This is a genomic window from Rhizobium sp. P1_E6, from assembly GCF_056405875.1.
Genome location: NZ_JBFUBG010000075.1, coordinates 1 through 13,616 on the forward strand (window position 1 = coordinate 1; position 13,616 = coordinate 13,616).

The following is a 13,616-nucleotide window of genomic DNA, read 5'->3' on the forward strand; positions in this document are numbered from 1 at the left end:
CTGATGGTCGCCTCGTTCCGCTTGTAGTAAGTCCATTGGCCTATGCGTTTGACTTCTACCAGGCCCGCCCGTTGGAGCGTTGCAAGATAATCGGATACCGTTGACTGCGACAGTCCGACACCTTCCTGTATGCTACTGACGCAGACCCCTACCGTATGAACGTCACCTTCATCCTGCGGAGGGAAGTTCTTCACGGGATCCTTCAAACCCTGGACGATTTCAAGGCGTGTTCGATTTGAGAGGGCTTTGAATATCTCGAGCAGTTCCATACACAAACCATATCGGTAATTAGCGATATGTCAATACGGTAAATGACGGACCGAAATTGTGGTTGGATGGCAGGAGAGAACTGCTTCAAGCCCCGATCTTACGACCGAAACGGGCTCGCAGGTTCGATCCCGTTCAAGAGTACTCGAACAATCAGCGCTCGGGAATTCGGCTACCGAGAACAAACTTATAGCGCTCCGGTCGAATAAAGAATTCAGACTTTTCGGCGCAGGCGCCGTTATCGAAATACGAGGTTCGCTCGAGCACTAGCAGGCCCGTATTTTCCGCCGCTCCGATCAGCGACGTTATCCGAGACGAGACAGCACGCGCCCCGATGGCAATCTCGGCGGAGACAATGTCGGCGCCTGCTTTGTCTTTGAGGAGTGCATAAGTCGGTTGCTGTTCGGCGATCTCGCGCTCTAGCTCCGACATGAAAGCCGGCAACAGGCTTCGGCCAAATGCAATTGGTTCATCATTCACCACATGAAGCCGCTCCAGAAGTGCGCATGTCGTTCCAAACAGCGGGATGAAAGCAGATGGCGTTTCAAAGGCGGTAAATGTCACTTACACCTGCGACGACACGTTCTCACTGGTGTCGCTGGTCTCGGCCGGTCTCGGCATCGGTTTCGTGCCGGAATGGACGCAGGATCTGCCGAACCGCGGCTTTGAGCTGAAAAAGGTGAGGGGGGTCGATTTCAAGATCGGGTTTGGTGTCGCCTGGAACCGGGAAGACCCGACCGCCTCGCGTGATGACATCATCGATATCGCGCGATCGCTGGCGCGGCCGGGCAGGTAAGGTAAGGGCGGGGCCTTGTGCCAATTTGGGGTGCCGCGAGGCGGCAATTGATGCACTTAGTAAGTCGTTCTTCCGCCGCTAAGATCGAATGTGGACGCCGTCGTGAACGAGTTTTCCTCCGACAGGAGCCATACCGTCATCGCCGCGATCTCCGTAAGTTCGGCGAAGCGATCTCGCGGAATCCTGACCAGCATGTATTCAATGAATTCGGGCGTCAGGCCATCGAGTATCGGCGTCTTCGCTGTCGCGGGCGTAATGGCGTTGACGGCAATTCCGGTCTTCGCAAGCTCTTTGCCCAAAGACTTGGTGAAGCCAAGCACGCCTGCTTTGGCAGCACTATAGGCCGCGATATTCGGGTTGCCTTCTTTTCCGGCCACAGATGAGATATTGACGATCCGACCGTAATTGCGTTTCAACATGACCGGCACAACGTGGCGGCAGCAGTTGAATGTGCCCGTCAGGCAACCGTCTACGACACTGCGCCACTCCGAGACATCGTATTCGATCGTCGGTTTGACCTTTCCCGTAATCCCTGCCGAATTCACCAGGCAATCGATCCTTCCGAAGACCTCCTCTGTCGCCGACGCCGCGCTGCCGATGAGCTCGAAATCTGTTACGTCGACCTCGAATGCGCGGGCATTCAGTCCGAGTGTCCGGGCACTATCGGCCAAACGACTGCCATTTGAATCCCAGAGAGCAACTTTCCCGCCGGACTGGATCACCCTTTCGGCGATGGCATAACCTATCCCCTGTGCCCCGCCGGTGATGACGGTCACCCTGTCTTTCAAGTCAATCGAATTCATAAAGCGCTCCTCCAGCACGTTCTGAATACACCCGCAGAATTGAACAGAACAAACCTCATTTCGGTCCCTGCCTTGAAATCAAAACCTGGCAGGAAAACCGCAGTCAAAGCGGATGTGTCACGATCCTAGCGATCTGCCGACATCTCGCCAGCGCAAACTCGACCTTCCCCCGGAAAGCGTTCATCGAGTTGTCGGGAGGGAGGGGACCGCCGACATGCTCGAGAGAAAGCGTTGCCCCTCATCAAAGAAATCAGAATAGTATGCGTGATGCGTGAAAGTTGAGATCCTCGGCGGCCGGTCGAGGAAATCGCGGCGACTGTCCAGGACGTGCGTCGTGCGGATTGGAAAAACTGACGAGCGTGTTGGCGCGTTCAGGCCAGAAGCATTGATAATGGCTGAGCGTCGGTTCGAATCTTCTCAAGAGCGTAAATTGAGACCTCACCATCAGTTTGACAAACTTTGCCATCAGCAAGTATCGTGAGGCAAAAGGAGACCCCAATGGCGACGATGAATGTATCTCTGCCAGCGCCCATGAAAGACTGGGTCGAAGCACAGGCCAAGACAGGTCGATACTCAAACGCGAGCGATTATGTCAGGGACCTGATCCGTAGAGACCAGGCCCGTACGGATAAGATTACCGAGATGCAGCGCTTTGTCGACGACGGGATTAGAAGCGGAGTTGGGAGCCGTTCAAGGGACGAGTTGTTTGCTGAAGCCACCGCTCGAGCCGAGATCAGCCGTGGAAGCGCTTGATGCCATTCAGCCTTTCGATCCAAGCGGAAGAGGACGTTGTTTCCATTGCAGAAGAAGGCATCCGCATCTTCGGAGTACTCGTTGCCAAGCGATATCACGATGAGCTTTTTGCCTTGCTCGGACTCATCGCCACCAACCCAAGAATGGCGCGCGAACGCTATGAGATTTCTCCTCCTGTCAGGATCCATCCGTTCAAGGCGCACCTTGTAGTGTATCGCATCATTGAAGACGGGAGCATATTCGTGATCCGTATCCGGCACGGCCATGAAGATTGGGCGGGAGACACTTTCTAATCAATGCCTTCGCCGAATTCATAACGCGCTGGTCGCGAGTGCGAATCCGATCAAGACCGCCAACGCGCCTCAAACTGTGACTCAGTAAAACAGCTCGGGGAGCTCAGACATTGCAATGCTTCGCAACCTCACGGCTTCCGAGGCGTCGATCGATCGGTAAGGAAACCGCAGACGAGTCCCCACGGGTCCCCAATTGCCGATCGCGCTCAGCAATTTGTCGAGCGCGGCGTTCGAATACCCATGGTGCTGGCGGAAAGGAACGATGTGCCTGTCCATGAACGCACAGATCCGCCGCTCAAGATCGAGAGCGGCGTCGATATCGTCGCGCATTGAAGCCGTCCACGTCTGCGCGCCACGGGGACTGAGGCAGGCGACATTGGAAAACGAGCCTGCCGCCACACCCTCCTTCGTGCCGGTTGCGAGATGATGGCCGGGAACGAAGAGCGATAGCCCCGACAGATGTTGGCGGACTTCGGCATACCATGAGCTGTTGCCATCGGCGAGCTTGATGCCGGCAATACCGGGCACTGCCGCGCAGACGGCGCCCAGTTCCTTGGGCGTGAGGACGCGTTTTGCGTGTGGCGGATTGTAGAGAATGAGCGGAATGCCATCGGCTATTTCCGCAGCACGGCTCAGAAAATCGATCGCCTCGGCATCGGTGAGCGGCCACCAGTCCGGCAATATTACCTGAATGGCTAGGGTATCGAACTCAGAAGCGCGCCGGACGCGGTTTAGCATGATCAGCGGGTCCGGCTGGCAGGCGCCAATCACGAATGGCGTCGAGGATGCGCCGCAGCGCTCGGCTAGCAACGCTTGTATCCTGTCGAACTCCTCCTCGGTCTGGTTGTGGAATTCGCCGGCGGTGCCGTTCGAATAAATGCCGTCGACGCCGGCCTCGATGAGGATATCGATCTCCTCACTCAGCTTGTCGAATTCGATGCTGTCGTCGGCCGCAATCGGCAGAAGCAGGCTCGCCCAGTTTCCGCGCATGGCCGGATGCGACGTCTTCGCGTTCATCTCTTGTTTCCCTGTGACTTCAGTTCAGTTGAGATCGTCGCGAATGCAGGCCTTGAACTGGCCCGGCGCGACTTCCCGCAGTTGAGGAACTGCGTCGGCGCAGGCATCGAGCGCACTCGGACAGCGCGTGCGAAAGACGCAACCGCTCGGCGGGTTGGCCGGACTTGGAATATCGCCTTTGAGGATCTGCCGGTCGCGTCTGGCATCCGGATCCGGCGAGGGAATGGCCGAAAGCAGGGCGCGCGTATAGGGATGCTGCGGCCTCGCATAGAGGTCTGCGCTCGGCGCGATCTCCATGATACGCCCGAGATAGAGCACGATCACCCGGTCGCAAATGTATTCGACGACGGCGAGGTCATGCGAGATGAACAGCATGGTCAGGCCGAGCCGTTGCTGCAATTCGCGCAGAAGGTTGATCACCTGCGCCTGGATCGAGACGTCGAGCGCGGAGACCGGTTCATCGGCCACAATGAATTCGGGCGACAAGGTCAAGGCGCGGGCAATTCCGATGCGCTGGCGCTGCCCGCCGGAAAACTCATGCGCATACCGATTGATCGCATCGGCTGGCAACTCGACCTGGGTCAAGGCTGCTTGCGCTCGTTCTAGCCTTTCGCGCGCCGATCCGATCCCCTGGATCTTCAAACCTTCCGTGAGGATTTCGCCGATCGTCATTCGTGGTGACAGGCTGGCGAAGGGATCCTGGAAAATATACTGCATGCGCGGACGTTGCCGTCTCAGCGCGGAGGCGGAGAGGGCAGTGAGTTCGTTCCCGTCGAAGCGGACACTGCCTGATGACGGTTCGACCAGCCTAAGCACGGAACGCCCGATCGTGGTCTTTCCGCTGCCGGATTCGCCGACAAGCCCGACGACTTCACCCTTGCGGATATCGAAGGAGATGCCCTGCAGGATATTCAGCCGCGTGCCGCGGGAGGTATAATGTTTCGAGAGGTCGCGGACAGAGAGCAGTGGTTCGCTCATCTAGATCTCCTGCCATCTGATGCAGCGGCTGCGATGCTGCGAATTGATCTCTTCAAGGGCGGGAACCGCGGCGCGACAGGCATCGACCGCGAATTTGCAACGCGGGGCAAAGGCACACCCGCTCGGCATGTTCATCAGGCTCGGAACCATGCCGGGAATGGCAGAGAGCTTTTCACCGGCCTGTTTCATCCGCGACGCGTCACCAAGGCGCGGCATGGAAGCGAGCAGGCCCATCGTATAGGGATGCTTCGGATTGCGGAAAACCTCGCCGACCGGTCCTTCTTCGACGATCCGTCCGGCATACATCACCGCGACGCGATGGGCGATTTCGGCGACGACGCCGAGATTGTGGGTGACGAACAGCATCGCCATGCCACGCTCGCGCTGCAGCTTGAGAAGCAGATCGAGAATCTGCGCCTGGATCGTCACGTCGAGCGCCGTGGTCGGTTCGTCGGCAATCAAAAGCGCCGGATCGCAGGCCAGCGCCATGGCGATCGTGGCGCGTTGGCGCATGCCGCCTGAAAGTTCGTGCGGATACTGGCCGGCGCGGCGCCTGGCGTCCGGGATGCCGACACTTTCAAGCAATGTGACCGCAGCATCCAACGCGGCTTTACGGTTTGCACCGCGATGGATACGGATCGGTTCGGCAATCTGGTCGCCGATCGTGAAAACCGGATTGAGGCTCGACATCGGCTCCTGGAACACCATGCCGATGTCGTCGCCCCTGATCCTGCGCATGCTCTCCTCGTCGAGGGACACAAGATCCTGGACCGCGCCGGAGCGTGTGGTCAGACGGATGCTGCCGGCTGCGATCACGCCGATGTTGCGGGTGAGCAGCCGCATCACCGACAGGCTGGTCACCGATTTGCCGGAACCGGATTCGCCGACGAGCGCAAGCGTCTCGCCGGCGCCAACAGTCAGATCGATATCGTTGACCGCCGTGATCTCGCTGCCGCGGATGCGGAAGATCGTTCGCAATCCCCTGATGTCGAGTACGGGTTCGGCGGTCTGTTTCATCTGCTCGCTCAGTTCAGCAGGCCGGTTGCACGCAGGATCTCGTCGATGCGTGCCGTCTCGGCTTCGTTCAGAGAGGCGCGCGGCCGCGGCATGACGGCGGAATCGATGATGCCGAGGCTGTGCATGGCGGTCTTGAAGGCACCGATGCCTGAAGCGCCCCCGCTGACGCGACGCTGTGCGACCCAAACGATTTCGAAGAGGCGGCAAAGCCGCTCCTGCTCCTTCTTGGCGGCGACCCAGTCGCCACGCTGGGCGGCATCCCAAAGGCGCACATATCCGTGCGGATCGACATTGGCGATGCCGGGAACAACGCCATGGGCGCCCATCAGGAGGGCGTTGTCGACGACAATCTCGGAGCCGGTCATCAGGAAGACATCCTTGTGTTCGGCAAGGTCGAGAAGCGCATAGCGGAAATTACCGTCGTCACCGCTGGAATCCTTGATACCGATGATGGTGCCTTCCTTGGCAAGGGTCACGACCGTTTGGCGCTGCAGCTTGACGTGCACGCAGACAGGAATGTCGTAGGCGACCAGCGGAACATCCACCGCGTCGCGGATATACCGGAAATGATCGAGGATCTCGGGCTGGCTGGTGACGGTATAGAAGGGTGCCGTCACCACGACCGCATCGGCGCCGGCTGCTTTTGCGACCTTCGAATGAGCGATGACACGATCCGTGGTCGGATCGATGACGCCGACGATGAGCGGCACGCGCCCGTTTACCACCTTGGCGGAATGCTCGATGATTTCCCGCCGGGTCTTTTCGTCATGGAAGATGACTTCACTCGTCGAGCCCAGCACGAATACGCCGTGGCAGCCGGCATCGATCAGATGTTCCAGCACCCGTGTATAAGAGGGGTAATCGACAGTGAGATCCGGATTGAGCGGCGTGACGACGGGGGGAACAACACCCTTGAATTTGGTCATTTTCTCTTTCTTTCGATTGTCAGTTCAGTTCGGCACGTGGGTCGAAGGCATCTCTGAGGCCATCGCCAATGAAGTTGATCGCAAGCACGGCAAGAATCAGCGCGGCGCCGGGGAAGAGCCATTGCCACGGATATTGTTCGAGCACGGCCGTCGAACGGGCCGCATTCAGCATGTTGCCCCAGCTTGCCGCCGGCGGCGCGATGCCCAGGCCGAGGAAGGACAGGCCCGCCTCGAGCAGGATGGCATTGGCGATCTGCAGCGTTGCGTAGACCACAAGGATATCGATCGAGTTCGGCAGTCCGTGACGGAAGAGCAGGTGGCTAATGCCGGCGCCCATGCCGCGGGCGGCCATGACGAAGTCGCGCTCGCGTAATTCCAGCAGTCGAGAGCGGATCATGCGCGCAAGCAGCGGCCATGAAAGCAGCGAGATGACGATCACGGTCGGCCAGATGCCGGTGCCGGCGATCGAGGCAAGCACGAGTAGAAAGATCACGGGCGGCAGGGTCATCACCAGATCGACGAAACGCATGGAGACAGCATCAGCCCAGCGCCCCGCAAGCGCCGAGATGGCTCCGAAGAGAAAGCCGATAACAGCGGAAAGGGCGGTCGACGCGACGGCGACCAGGAGCGAAATCCTGCCGCCTTCCAGCACCCGTGCAAAGACATCACGGCCGACACCGTCGGTTCCGAACCAATGCGTTGTCGTCGGGCCGCTGTTCATCGCCAGAAGATCGATGTCATTCGGCCGGAAGGTCCACCACAGCGGATAGGAGAGGATCAACAGCAGTATCGGGATAGCGATGAAGATGCCGGCAACGGCGGCACGGTTGTGCAGGAAGCGTCCGAGGGCGCGGGCAAGTGGCCCTGGGCTACGGCGCTGAGGAGAACGTGCCAGCATGGTCAGCCCACCTTGATGCGCGGGTCGACGACCGCATAAGTGATGTCGGTCAGAAGATTGACGACAATAACGCAAGCGCCAATGATGAGCGTTGCCCCCATGATGACCGGATAGTCGCGGGTCTGCACAGCATCGACGAGCAGGAGACCCATGCCCGGCCAGTTGAAGACACTCTCGATGAAAATGGCGCCGCCGATTGCTAGGCCGATGGTGGAACCGACCAGCGTGACGATCGGAAGAAGCGCATTGCGCAACGCGTGTTTGGTGATCACCCAAAACTTGTGAACGCCCTTTGCGCGCGCCGTACGGACATAGTCTTGATTGAGGACTTCGAGCAGCGACGCGCGCATGTAGCGCATGATCAACGCAGCTTGCGCGACGGACAGAAGTGCGGCCGGCAGGATCAGGTGGTGAAGGAGATCGCCCACGGAGAATTCCTCGCCCGGCGTCAGCATGCCTCCTGAAGGCATCCAGTGCAGCCGCACTGAGAAAATATAAAGGCCGATCAGTGCACTGAGAAATGCCGGGCTCGATATGCCGGCGAGCGCGACCACAGACAGCGAGAGATCGGCGAAAGAATTACGGCGGACAGCGCTGATTACGCCAAAGGCGATGCCGGCGACGATAGCGAAGGCGAGTGCGGTGCCCATCAACAGCACTGTCGGACCAATCCGCGACAAAACAAGACCTAGAACCGGCTGATCGAGACGCTTGATCGAATAGCCGAGATTGCCCATCAACGCTTGCTGCAACCAGCCGAGATACTGAAGGGGCAAAGGCTGATCGAGCCCGAGCCTGCTACGCAGATCGGCAAGGTCTGATGGCGACATCGGTATGTTCGGATCGATGTAGGCATCGATCGGATCGCCTGGCGCCAGGCGCAGCATCAGGAAGATCAGCATGCTCAAGGCGATGAGCATGCCTATTCCTATAATCAGGCGTTTGAGACTGTATCGGAGCATCGTAAATCCGTCTGTCAGGGTGGCCGAAGCCACCCTTTAGCTTTGCGGAATCGCTTATTCGGCGATCGACCATTTCTGCGGATCGGCCTGATACGGGCCGCCACCCGGCGCGGGCGTCCAGACGAAATCCTTCACCTTGGCCGAGACGACACCGTAGCGGTTTGCCACCCAGAGCGTCGCCCAGGGAAGGTTCGTGTTCATGACCTTGCAGACGTCCTGATAGGCGGCAGCCCGCTTTGCACTGTCCGGCTCGGCAAGTGCGGTATCGAGCGCCTTGCTGAGGTCGGGCATGCGAACCCTGGCGACGTTCGGTCCGGCCGGAGGGATCTGGCTCTCATTGAGGCCGACATTGATGCTTCCCGCATCCGGCCCGTTCTGCAGCCCGGCGTAGACCATCTGAAACTGGGCAACATCCGGCTTCGGGTTGAGTACGATGCTGTTATAGGTCGGTGTATCGACGGCGCGGGGCACGATGTTGATGCCGACCTGGGCGAGCATCGCCTGGACAGCGGCAAGAACGTTGGTTGCAAGCGGTGTGGTGTAATAGGTCAGAAGCGTGATCGGCTTGCCGCCGTTGATCTGCTCCCAGCCCGCTTCAGTCAGAAGCTGCTTGGCCTTTTCAGGATCGTAGGCATAAGCGTCGATGCCCTGCGGGATCAACTGTTCGGCGACATAAGCGCAGTTGGCGGGCTTGGCTGCGCCGCCGTAAAGGCTCTGGATGATGGCATCGCGATTGATCGCATACATCACCGCCTTGCGGACCCGCACATCCTTCCAGATCGGAGAATCGTGGTTGAAGCCGAGATAGTTGACGACGAAAGAGTCGCCTTCGATGACGTTGAAGTCCTTGTTGTCCTTGAAGGTCGGAACGTCGTTGGAATCGACATAGGTGAACTGGATTTCGCCGGATCTCAGCGCCGCAATCGCTGCGGCCGGATTGGCGAAATAGCGATTGATGACGCGTTCCAGTGCGGGCTTGCCACCGCGATAATCGGTGTTGGCGGCAAGTTCGACATACTGATCCGAGACATATTTGGTGAACTTGAACGCGCCTGTGCCGATCGGCGTGGTGGACCACCATGTGCTTTTCGCCAGCTGGTCGGCCGGTATCGAGGAGAGCGCGTGCTCCGGCAGCATCATCACCTTGGTCATCGTATCGAGCAGACTGCCGCTCGGCGCGCTGAGCTTGATGACGACAGTATGGTCATCCGGCGCCTCGACGGACGATACGGCCTTCAGCCGAGCAGCGAGAACCGAGCCGGTTTTCGCATCCATCGCAAGGCCCATCGTGAATTTCGCGTCCTTGGCGGTGAAGGGCTTGCCGTCATGCCATTTGGCATCTGCCAGCTTGAACGTATAGGTCATCTGATCCGGGCTGACCTCGTAGGAGCTTGCCAGCGCACCGACGACCTTTTGCAGCTTCTGGTCATAGGTGATCAGCGGCTCATAGTAGACGCTGAGCCAGGTGAAGCCGGAGGTCGCGGCAAGCGGATTGAAGTTGCCCTGGAAGCCGCCGGGACCGACATCGAAGCCGCCGGACAGAGTGGCGGCCTCGGCCCGGGTTGCGACACCCGAAGCGACAAGAGCCGGCACGGCAACCGTCGACAGTATGGCGCCAAGCGCGATAATGGATAATCTAGACAGTCTTTTCATGTGTTCCTCCCACGTTTGAACTTGTCTTGTTGTTGGCAATCACCCGGGCAATTCCCTCGTAGTGACGATCCAGACGCCTGCGCGCCTCCTCCAGATCCTTTGCCTCGATCGCATCGACGATCGCGGCATGATCACGCCAGGTCGCCATTGGATCGGCATTGTCGAGGTTGACGAAATCCGACGCCTTGTAGAAGGCGAGCCAGAAGACATCGATCAGCCGCACAAGGGTTTCATTGTCCTGGCAGCGAAACAGCAGCCGGTGGAACAGCTGATCGTCCTCGGCGAAAGTTTCCCCGCGCTCGGCATGCGTGCGCATACGATTGACGGCCGCACGCAACTCGGCGATGTCTTCCTCGCCGATCCTCTCGATCGTCTTGCCGATCAAGCCCACCTCAAGTGTGCGGCGGATTTCGATCACTTCCTCGATCTGTCGCAATGCCCCGCCAAGGCCGTAGGCGAGGTTGTCGAGAAGTGGCTCGAAGGAGAAGGCCTTCACGAAGATGCCAACACCGCGCCGCGTCTCCAGGACGCCGAGTGATTCCAGCGCCTTGATGCCTTCCCGCAATGAATTGCGGCTCACGCCGAGCTGGGTGGCGAGCTCTCCCTCGGCCGGCAGCAGCGTCCCCGGCGCCAGGCCGTTGTCATGGATATAGGCGCGCAGGCTTTCCTGCACGGATACATGCAGCAGCGGTGCGCGTGTCAGCGGCTTCATCGATTTCAACGCCATGCCTGATCTTCTCTTCGCTTCCCCGATAGGATGAAAGCTGCATATCCACTTGTAGGATATCTGTCAAATGGGCAAGTTTGAATTTCCGGGTTAACTCCGATCGGCRGCCAGGGAATTGCCCTCGCACATTAATACCAGTATAGATCCAGACGGGTTGCGCAGAAAAAATTTGAGGGCACCGGAAAAGTCATGGCTACGGATGAACTGATCGACGTGATCGGCAGGGAATTACAGGCATCGGCATCCGATCTGCCGCTCTACAAGCGGCTGAAATTGGCGATGGAAACTGCGATCCTCTCAAATACGCTCAAGGCCGGTGCCGTTTTGCCGGGAGAGCGCGTGCTTGCGGAGACGCTGTCGCTCTCGCGCGTGACGATACGCAAGGCATTGGCGCTGCTTGAGGCAGAGGGCTTCCTCAATCGTCGCCACGGCTTCAAGACCGAGGTCGGATCGCGTGTCGAAAAGTCTCTTTCCACGCTTACCAGCTTCTCGGAAGACATAATTGCACGTGGGCTTACTCCCGGATGTATTTGGCTTTCCAAGCAGATAAGCCGGCCTTCTCCCACGGAAATGATGGCACTCGGGGTTGCTGGAAACAGCAACATCCTACGCATGAAGCGCATTCGCACGGCCGATGGCGTGCCAATAGCAGTCGAGATATCGACTGTCCCGGTCCGCTTTATCCCTTCGGCGAATCTGGTCGGCGACTCCCTCTACCAAGCGCTGGAGGCGCGCGGTTTTCTTCCCCAGCGCGCCGTTCAGCGCATGCGTTCGCGGGCGGCCTCAGCGGAGGATGCGCAATATCTCGATTGCGATGCCGGGGCACCTCTGCTGATGACGGAGCGCCGCTGCTTCCTTGGCGATGGTCAGATCGTCGAATATTGCGAGAGCCGCTACAAGGGCGACGTTTACGACTTCGTGTTCGAGCTGACGCGATGATACCAGTTATAAACTGGTTGTAATCTGGTACTTTCCAATTATCGTGATGCTGAAAGGGAGTGTCACGATTGCAGCGCGACGACATCAAGAAAAGCCTTATCGTTTCCTGCCAGCCGGTTCCCGGCGGGCCAACGGACACCGCAGAATTCGTCATCGGATTTGCGAGAGCCGCCGTCGACGCCGGTGCAAAGGCATTGCGGATCGAATCTGTCGGCTACGTAAAAGCTGTACGTCCCGCCGTGAACGTGCCGATCATCGGTATCGTCAAGCGCGATCTCGATGACAGCCCCGTGCGGATCACGCCCTTCGTTGCCGATGCCGAAGCTCTGGTCGATGCCGGCGCCGACATCGTCGCCTTCGACGCCACGGATCGTGTGCGGCCGGCGTCCGTCGGGGCTCTGGTGAAGGCGGTCAGAGCACGCGGCAAGCTGACAATGGCCGACTGCTCGAGCCTTGAAGATGCGCGGAGCGCCTTGGCGGCCGGGGTCGACTTCGTCGGCACGACGCTTTCCGGCTATGTCGGTGGGCCTGAACCGATCGATCCGGATATCGACCTGATCACCGCGATGCGCACGCTCACACCTTATGTCATTGCCGAGGGCCGCATCCGCACGCCTGAGCAAGCGGCAAGCGCAGCCGAAGCTGGGGCTTTCGCCGTGGTCGTGGGCTCGGCGATCACGCGTACCGAACACATCACGTCGTGGTTCCGCGATGCCGTTGCTACGGCCTATGATGCCGACGGTACGCAAACGACCCTTGCCATCGATATCGGCGGCACGAAGACGATGGCAGCGCTGGTCAGAGGCAGCGAAGTGCTGGATGAAATGACGGTGCCGACAGCACGGGAGGCTGGTCCCGATACTTGGCTTGCCGCGATCGCCAGCTCTGCTCGATCATGGGCCGATCGCTATTCCCGCGTCGGCATTGCGGTTACCGGCTTCATCCAAGACGGTTGCTGGTCTGCGCTCAATCCGGCAACGCTCGGGATTCCCGACCGATACCCACTGGTTGACAAGGCAAGGATTGTTTTCGGCAAACCGGCTTTTGCGATCAACGATGCACAGGCGGCGGCTTGGGGAGAGTATCGGTTCGGTGCCGGCGAGGGTGGGGATCTGGTATTCCTCACCATCTCGACCGGCATCGGCGGCGGCATTATCGTCAATGGTCGTGTATTGACCGGGCTTGCCGGCCATTTCGGGCTGATCCGCGGTCCGTCCGCGGGGCAATCGCCACTTGAAGATCAGACGTCCGGCCGGTGGATGGCTGCCGAGACCTCAAAATCAGGGCATCCGGGAACTGCCGCCGAGGTTTTCGAACATGCCAACAAAGGCGAGGCTTGGGCTGGCGCGATCGTCTCGCAATCGGCATTTCGTGCGGCTACGCTCTGCCGTGACATCCAGATGATGCTCGATCCGAAACGTATCGTCATCGGCGGCGGTATCGGCCTTGCAGCGGGTTATATCGATCGCATGCGTGATTGCTTCGTGGGTGTCGATATCAGGCTGACGCCTTCTCTCGTGCCCGCCAAGCTCGGTAACCGTGCAGGCATCATTGGCGTGGCGAGCCTTGCAATGCTGGGTAACTGAT

The 13,616-nt window shown here is 59.2% G+C and carries 15 protein-coding genes and 1 pseudogene; 5 read left to right on the plus strand and 11 right to left on the minus strand.

Annotated features, from left to right (window positions below; translation table 11 throughout):
• Both AC1D35_RS26350 and AC1D35_RS26355 read right to left on the minus strand, forming a co-directional pair.
• On the minus strand, positions 1 to 269 hold a 269-nt coding region (locus tag AC1D35_RS26350), incomplete at its 3' end, for an ArsR/SmtB family transcription factor (protein ID WP_477940829.1).
• A gap of 151 nt (positions 270 to 420) precedes the next feature.
• The gene (locus tag AC1D35_RS26355; RefSeq protein WP_477940831.1) at positions 421 to 831 is read right to left on the minus strand and encodes a UTRA domain-containing protein; all 411 of its coding nucleotides are present in this window, start codon (positions 829 to 831) and stop codon (positions 421 to 423) included.
• On the opposite strand from AC1D35_RS26355, the pseudogene AC1D35_RS26360 reads away from it, so the two are divergent.
• Positions 824 to 1,063: pseudogene (locus AC1D35_RS26360) on the plus strand (LysR substrate-binding domain-containing protein); the annotation flags it as partial. The gene AC1D35_RS26355 and the pseudogene AC1D35_RS26360 sit on opposite strands and share 8 nt — an antisense overlap.
• A 56-nt stretch (positions 1,064 to 1,119) precedes the next feature.
• Here AC1D35_RS26360 and AC1D35_RS26365 read toward each other — a convergent pair.
• Entirely contained in the window at positions 1,120 to 1,866 is a 747-nt protein-coding gene (locus AC1D35_RS26365) for an SDR family NAD(P)-dependent oxidoreductase (RefSeq protein WP_477940886.1), read from the minus strand.
• 498 nt (positions 1,867 to 2,364) lie between these two features.
• Here AC1D35_RS26365 and AC1D35_RS26370 point away from each other — a divergent pair, with 498 nt between their 5' ends.
• Positions 2,365 to 2,619, plus strand: coding sequence for a type II toxin-antitoxin system ParD family antitoxin (locus AC1D35_RS26370; RefSeq protein ID WP_477940833.1), 255 nt, complete (start codon positions 2,365 to 2,367; stop codon positions 2,617 to 2,619).
• Positions 2,619 to 2,912: a type II toxin-antitoxin system RelE/ParE family toxin gene (locus AC1D35_RS26375; protein ID WP_477940835.1), complete on the plus strand. Its 294-nt coding sequence runs from the start codon at positions 2,619 to 2,621 to the stop codon at positions 2,910 to 2,912. The genes AC1D35_RS26370 and AC1D35_RS26375 overlap by 1 nt, the downstream gene beginning before the upstream one ends.
• A gap of 81 nt (positions 2,913 to 2,993) precedes the next feature.
• Here the strand turns inward: AC1D35_RS26375 and AC1D35_RS26380 are convergent, their stop codons facing one another.
• From AC1D35_RS26380 to AC1D35_RS26415, 8 genes are read right to left on the minus strand one after another with little or no spacing between them, the layout of a single operon-like run.
• Complete coding sequence (locus AC1D35_RS26380; RefSeq protein ID WP_477940837.1) at positions 2,994 to 3,929, minus strand: dihydrodipicolinate synthase family protein; 936 nt, start codon at positions 3,927 to 3,929, stop codon at positions 2,994 to 2,996.
• A gap of 24 nt (positions 3,930 to 3,953) precedes the next feature.
• Positions 3,954 to 4,907 (minus strand): ABC transporter ATP-binding protein, encoded by a 954-nt coding sequence (locus AC1D35_RS26385; RefSeq protein WP_477940839.1) that lies wholly within the window; start codon positions 4,905 to 4,907, stop codon positions 3,954 to 3,956.
• Positions 4,908 to 5,924: an ABC transporter ATP-binding protein gene (locus tag AC1D35_RS26390; RefSeq protein WP_477940841.1), complete on the minus strand. Its 1,017-nt coding sequence runs from the start codon at positions 5,922 to 5,924 to the stop codon at positions 4,908 to 4,910.
• Between the two features lie 8 nt (positions 5,925 to 5,932).
• Positions 5,933 to 6,850 (minus strand): dihydrodipicolinate synthase family protein, encoded by a 918-nt coding sequence (locus AC1D35_RS26395; protein ID WP_477940842.1) that lies wholly within the window; start codon positions 6,848 to 6,850, stop codon positions 5,933 to 5,935.
• A gap of 19 nt (positions 6,851 to 6,869) precedes the next feature.
• Positions 6,870 to 7,748, minus strand: a complete 879-nt coding sequence (locus AC1D35_RS26400) for an ABC transporter permease (RefSeq protein ID WP_113300469.1) — start codon at positions 7,746 to 7,748, stop codon at positions 6,870 to 6,872.
• A 2-nt stretch (positions 7,749 to 7,750) separates the two neighbouring features.
• Positions 7,751 to 8,710, minus strand: a complete 960-nt coding sequence (locus AC1D35_RS26405) for an ABC transporter permease (RefSeq protein WP_477940845.1) — start codon at positions 8,708 to 8,710, stop codon at positions 7,751 to 7,753.
• Positions 8,711 to 8,764: 54 nt separating this feature from the next.
• Positions 8,765 to 10,363, minus strand: coding sequence for an ABC transporter substrate-binding protein (locus AC1D35_RS26410; RefSeq protein WP_477940847.1), 1,599 nt, complete (start codon positions 10,361 to 10,363; stop codon positions 8,765 to 8,767).
• Positions 10,347 to 11,090, minus strand: a complete 744-nt coding sequence (locus tag AC1D35_RS26415) for a FadR/GntR family transcriptional regulator (RefSeq protein ID WP_477940849.1) — start codon at positions 11,088 to 11,090, stop codon at positions 10,347 to 10,349. Before AC1D35_RS26415 ends, AC1D35_RS26410 begins: the two co-directional genes overlap by 17 nt.
• Positions 11,091 to 11,279: 189 nt before the next feature.
• On the opposite strand from AC1D35_RS26415, the gene AC1D35_RS26420 reads away from it, so the two are divergent.
• Both AC1D35_RS26420 and AC1D35_RS26425 read left to right on the plus strand, forming a co-directional pair.
• Positions 11,280 to 12,029 (plus strand): GntR family transcriptional regulator, encoded by a 750-nt coding sequence (locus tag AC1D35_RS26420; protein ID WP_477940851.1) that lies wholly within the window; start codon positions 11,280 to 11,282, stop codon positions 12,027 to 12,029.
• Between the two features lie 68 nt (positions 12,030 to 12,097).
• Positions 12,098 to 13,615, plus strand: a complete 1,518-nt coding sequence (locus AC1D35_RS26425; RefSeq protein ID WP_477940853.1) for a putative N-acetylmannosamine-6-phosphate 2-epimerase — start codon at positions 12,098 to 12,100, stop codon at positions 13,613 to 13,615.
• The last annotated feature ends 1 nt before the right edge of the window (position 13,616 follow it).

Excerpts from the sequence above, each read along its gene's own strand:
- AC1D35_RS26365 (WP_477940886.1), bottom strand. The coding sequence starts at position 1,866 with ATGAATTCGATTGACTTGAAAGACAGGGTGACCGTCATCACCGGCGGG.
- AC1D35_RS26370 (WP_477940833.1), top strand. The coding sequence starts at position 2,365 with ATGGCGACGATGAATGTATCTCTGCCAGCGCCCATGAAAGACTGGGTC.
- AC1D35_RS26375 (WP_477940835.1), top strand. The coding sequence starts at position 2,619 with ATGCCATTCAGCCTTTCGATCCAAGCGGAAGAGGACGTTGTTTCCATT.
- AC1D35_RS26380 (WP_477940837.1), bottom strand. The coding sequence starts at position 3,929 with ATGAACGCGAAGACGTCGCATCCGGCCATGCGCGGAAACTGGGCGAGC.
- AC1D35_RS26385 (WP_477940839.1), bottom strand. The coding sequence starts at position 4,907 with ATGAGCGAACCACTGCTCTCTGTCCGCGACCTCTCGAAACATTATACC.
- AC1D35_RS26390 (WP_477940841.1), bottom strand. The coding sequence starts at position 5,924 with ATGAAACAGACCGCCGAACCCGTACTCGACATCAGGGGATTGCGAACG.
- AC1D35_RS26395 (WP_477940842.1), bottom strand. The coding sequence starts at position 6,850 with ATGACCAAATTCAAGGGTGTTGTTCCCCCCGTCGTCACGCCGCTCAAT.
- AC1D35_RS26400 (WP_113300469.1), bottom strand. The coding sequence starts at position 7,748 with ATGCTGGCACGTTCTCCTCAGCGCCGTAGCCCAGGGCCACTTGCCCGC.
- AC1D35_RS26405 (WP_477940845.1), bottom strand. The coding sequence starts at position 8,710 with ATGCTCCGATACAGTCTCAAACGCCTGATTATAGGAATAGGCATGCTC.
- AC1D35_RS26410 (WP_477940847.1), bottom strand. The coding sequence starts at position 10,363 with ATGAAAAGACTGTCTAGATTATCCATTATCGCGCTTGGCGCCATACTG.
- AC1D35_RS26415 (WP_477940849.1), bottom strand. The coding sequence starts at position 11,090 with ATGGCGTTGAAATCGATGAAGCCGCTGACACGCGCACCGCTGCTGCAT.
- AC1D35_RS26420 (WP_477940851.1), top strand. The coding sequence starts at position 11,280 with ATGGCTACGGATGAACTGATCGACGTGATCGGCAGGGAATTACAGGCA.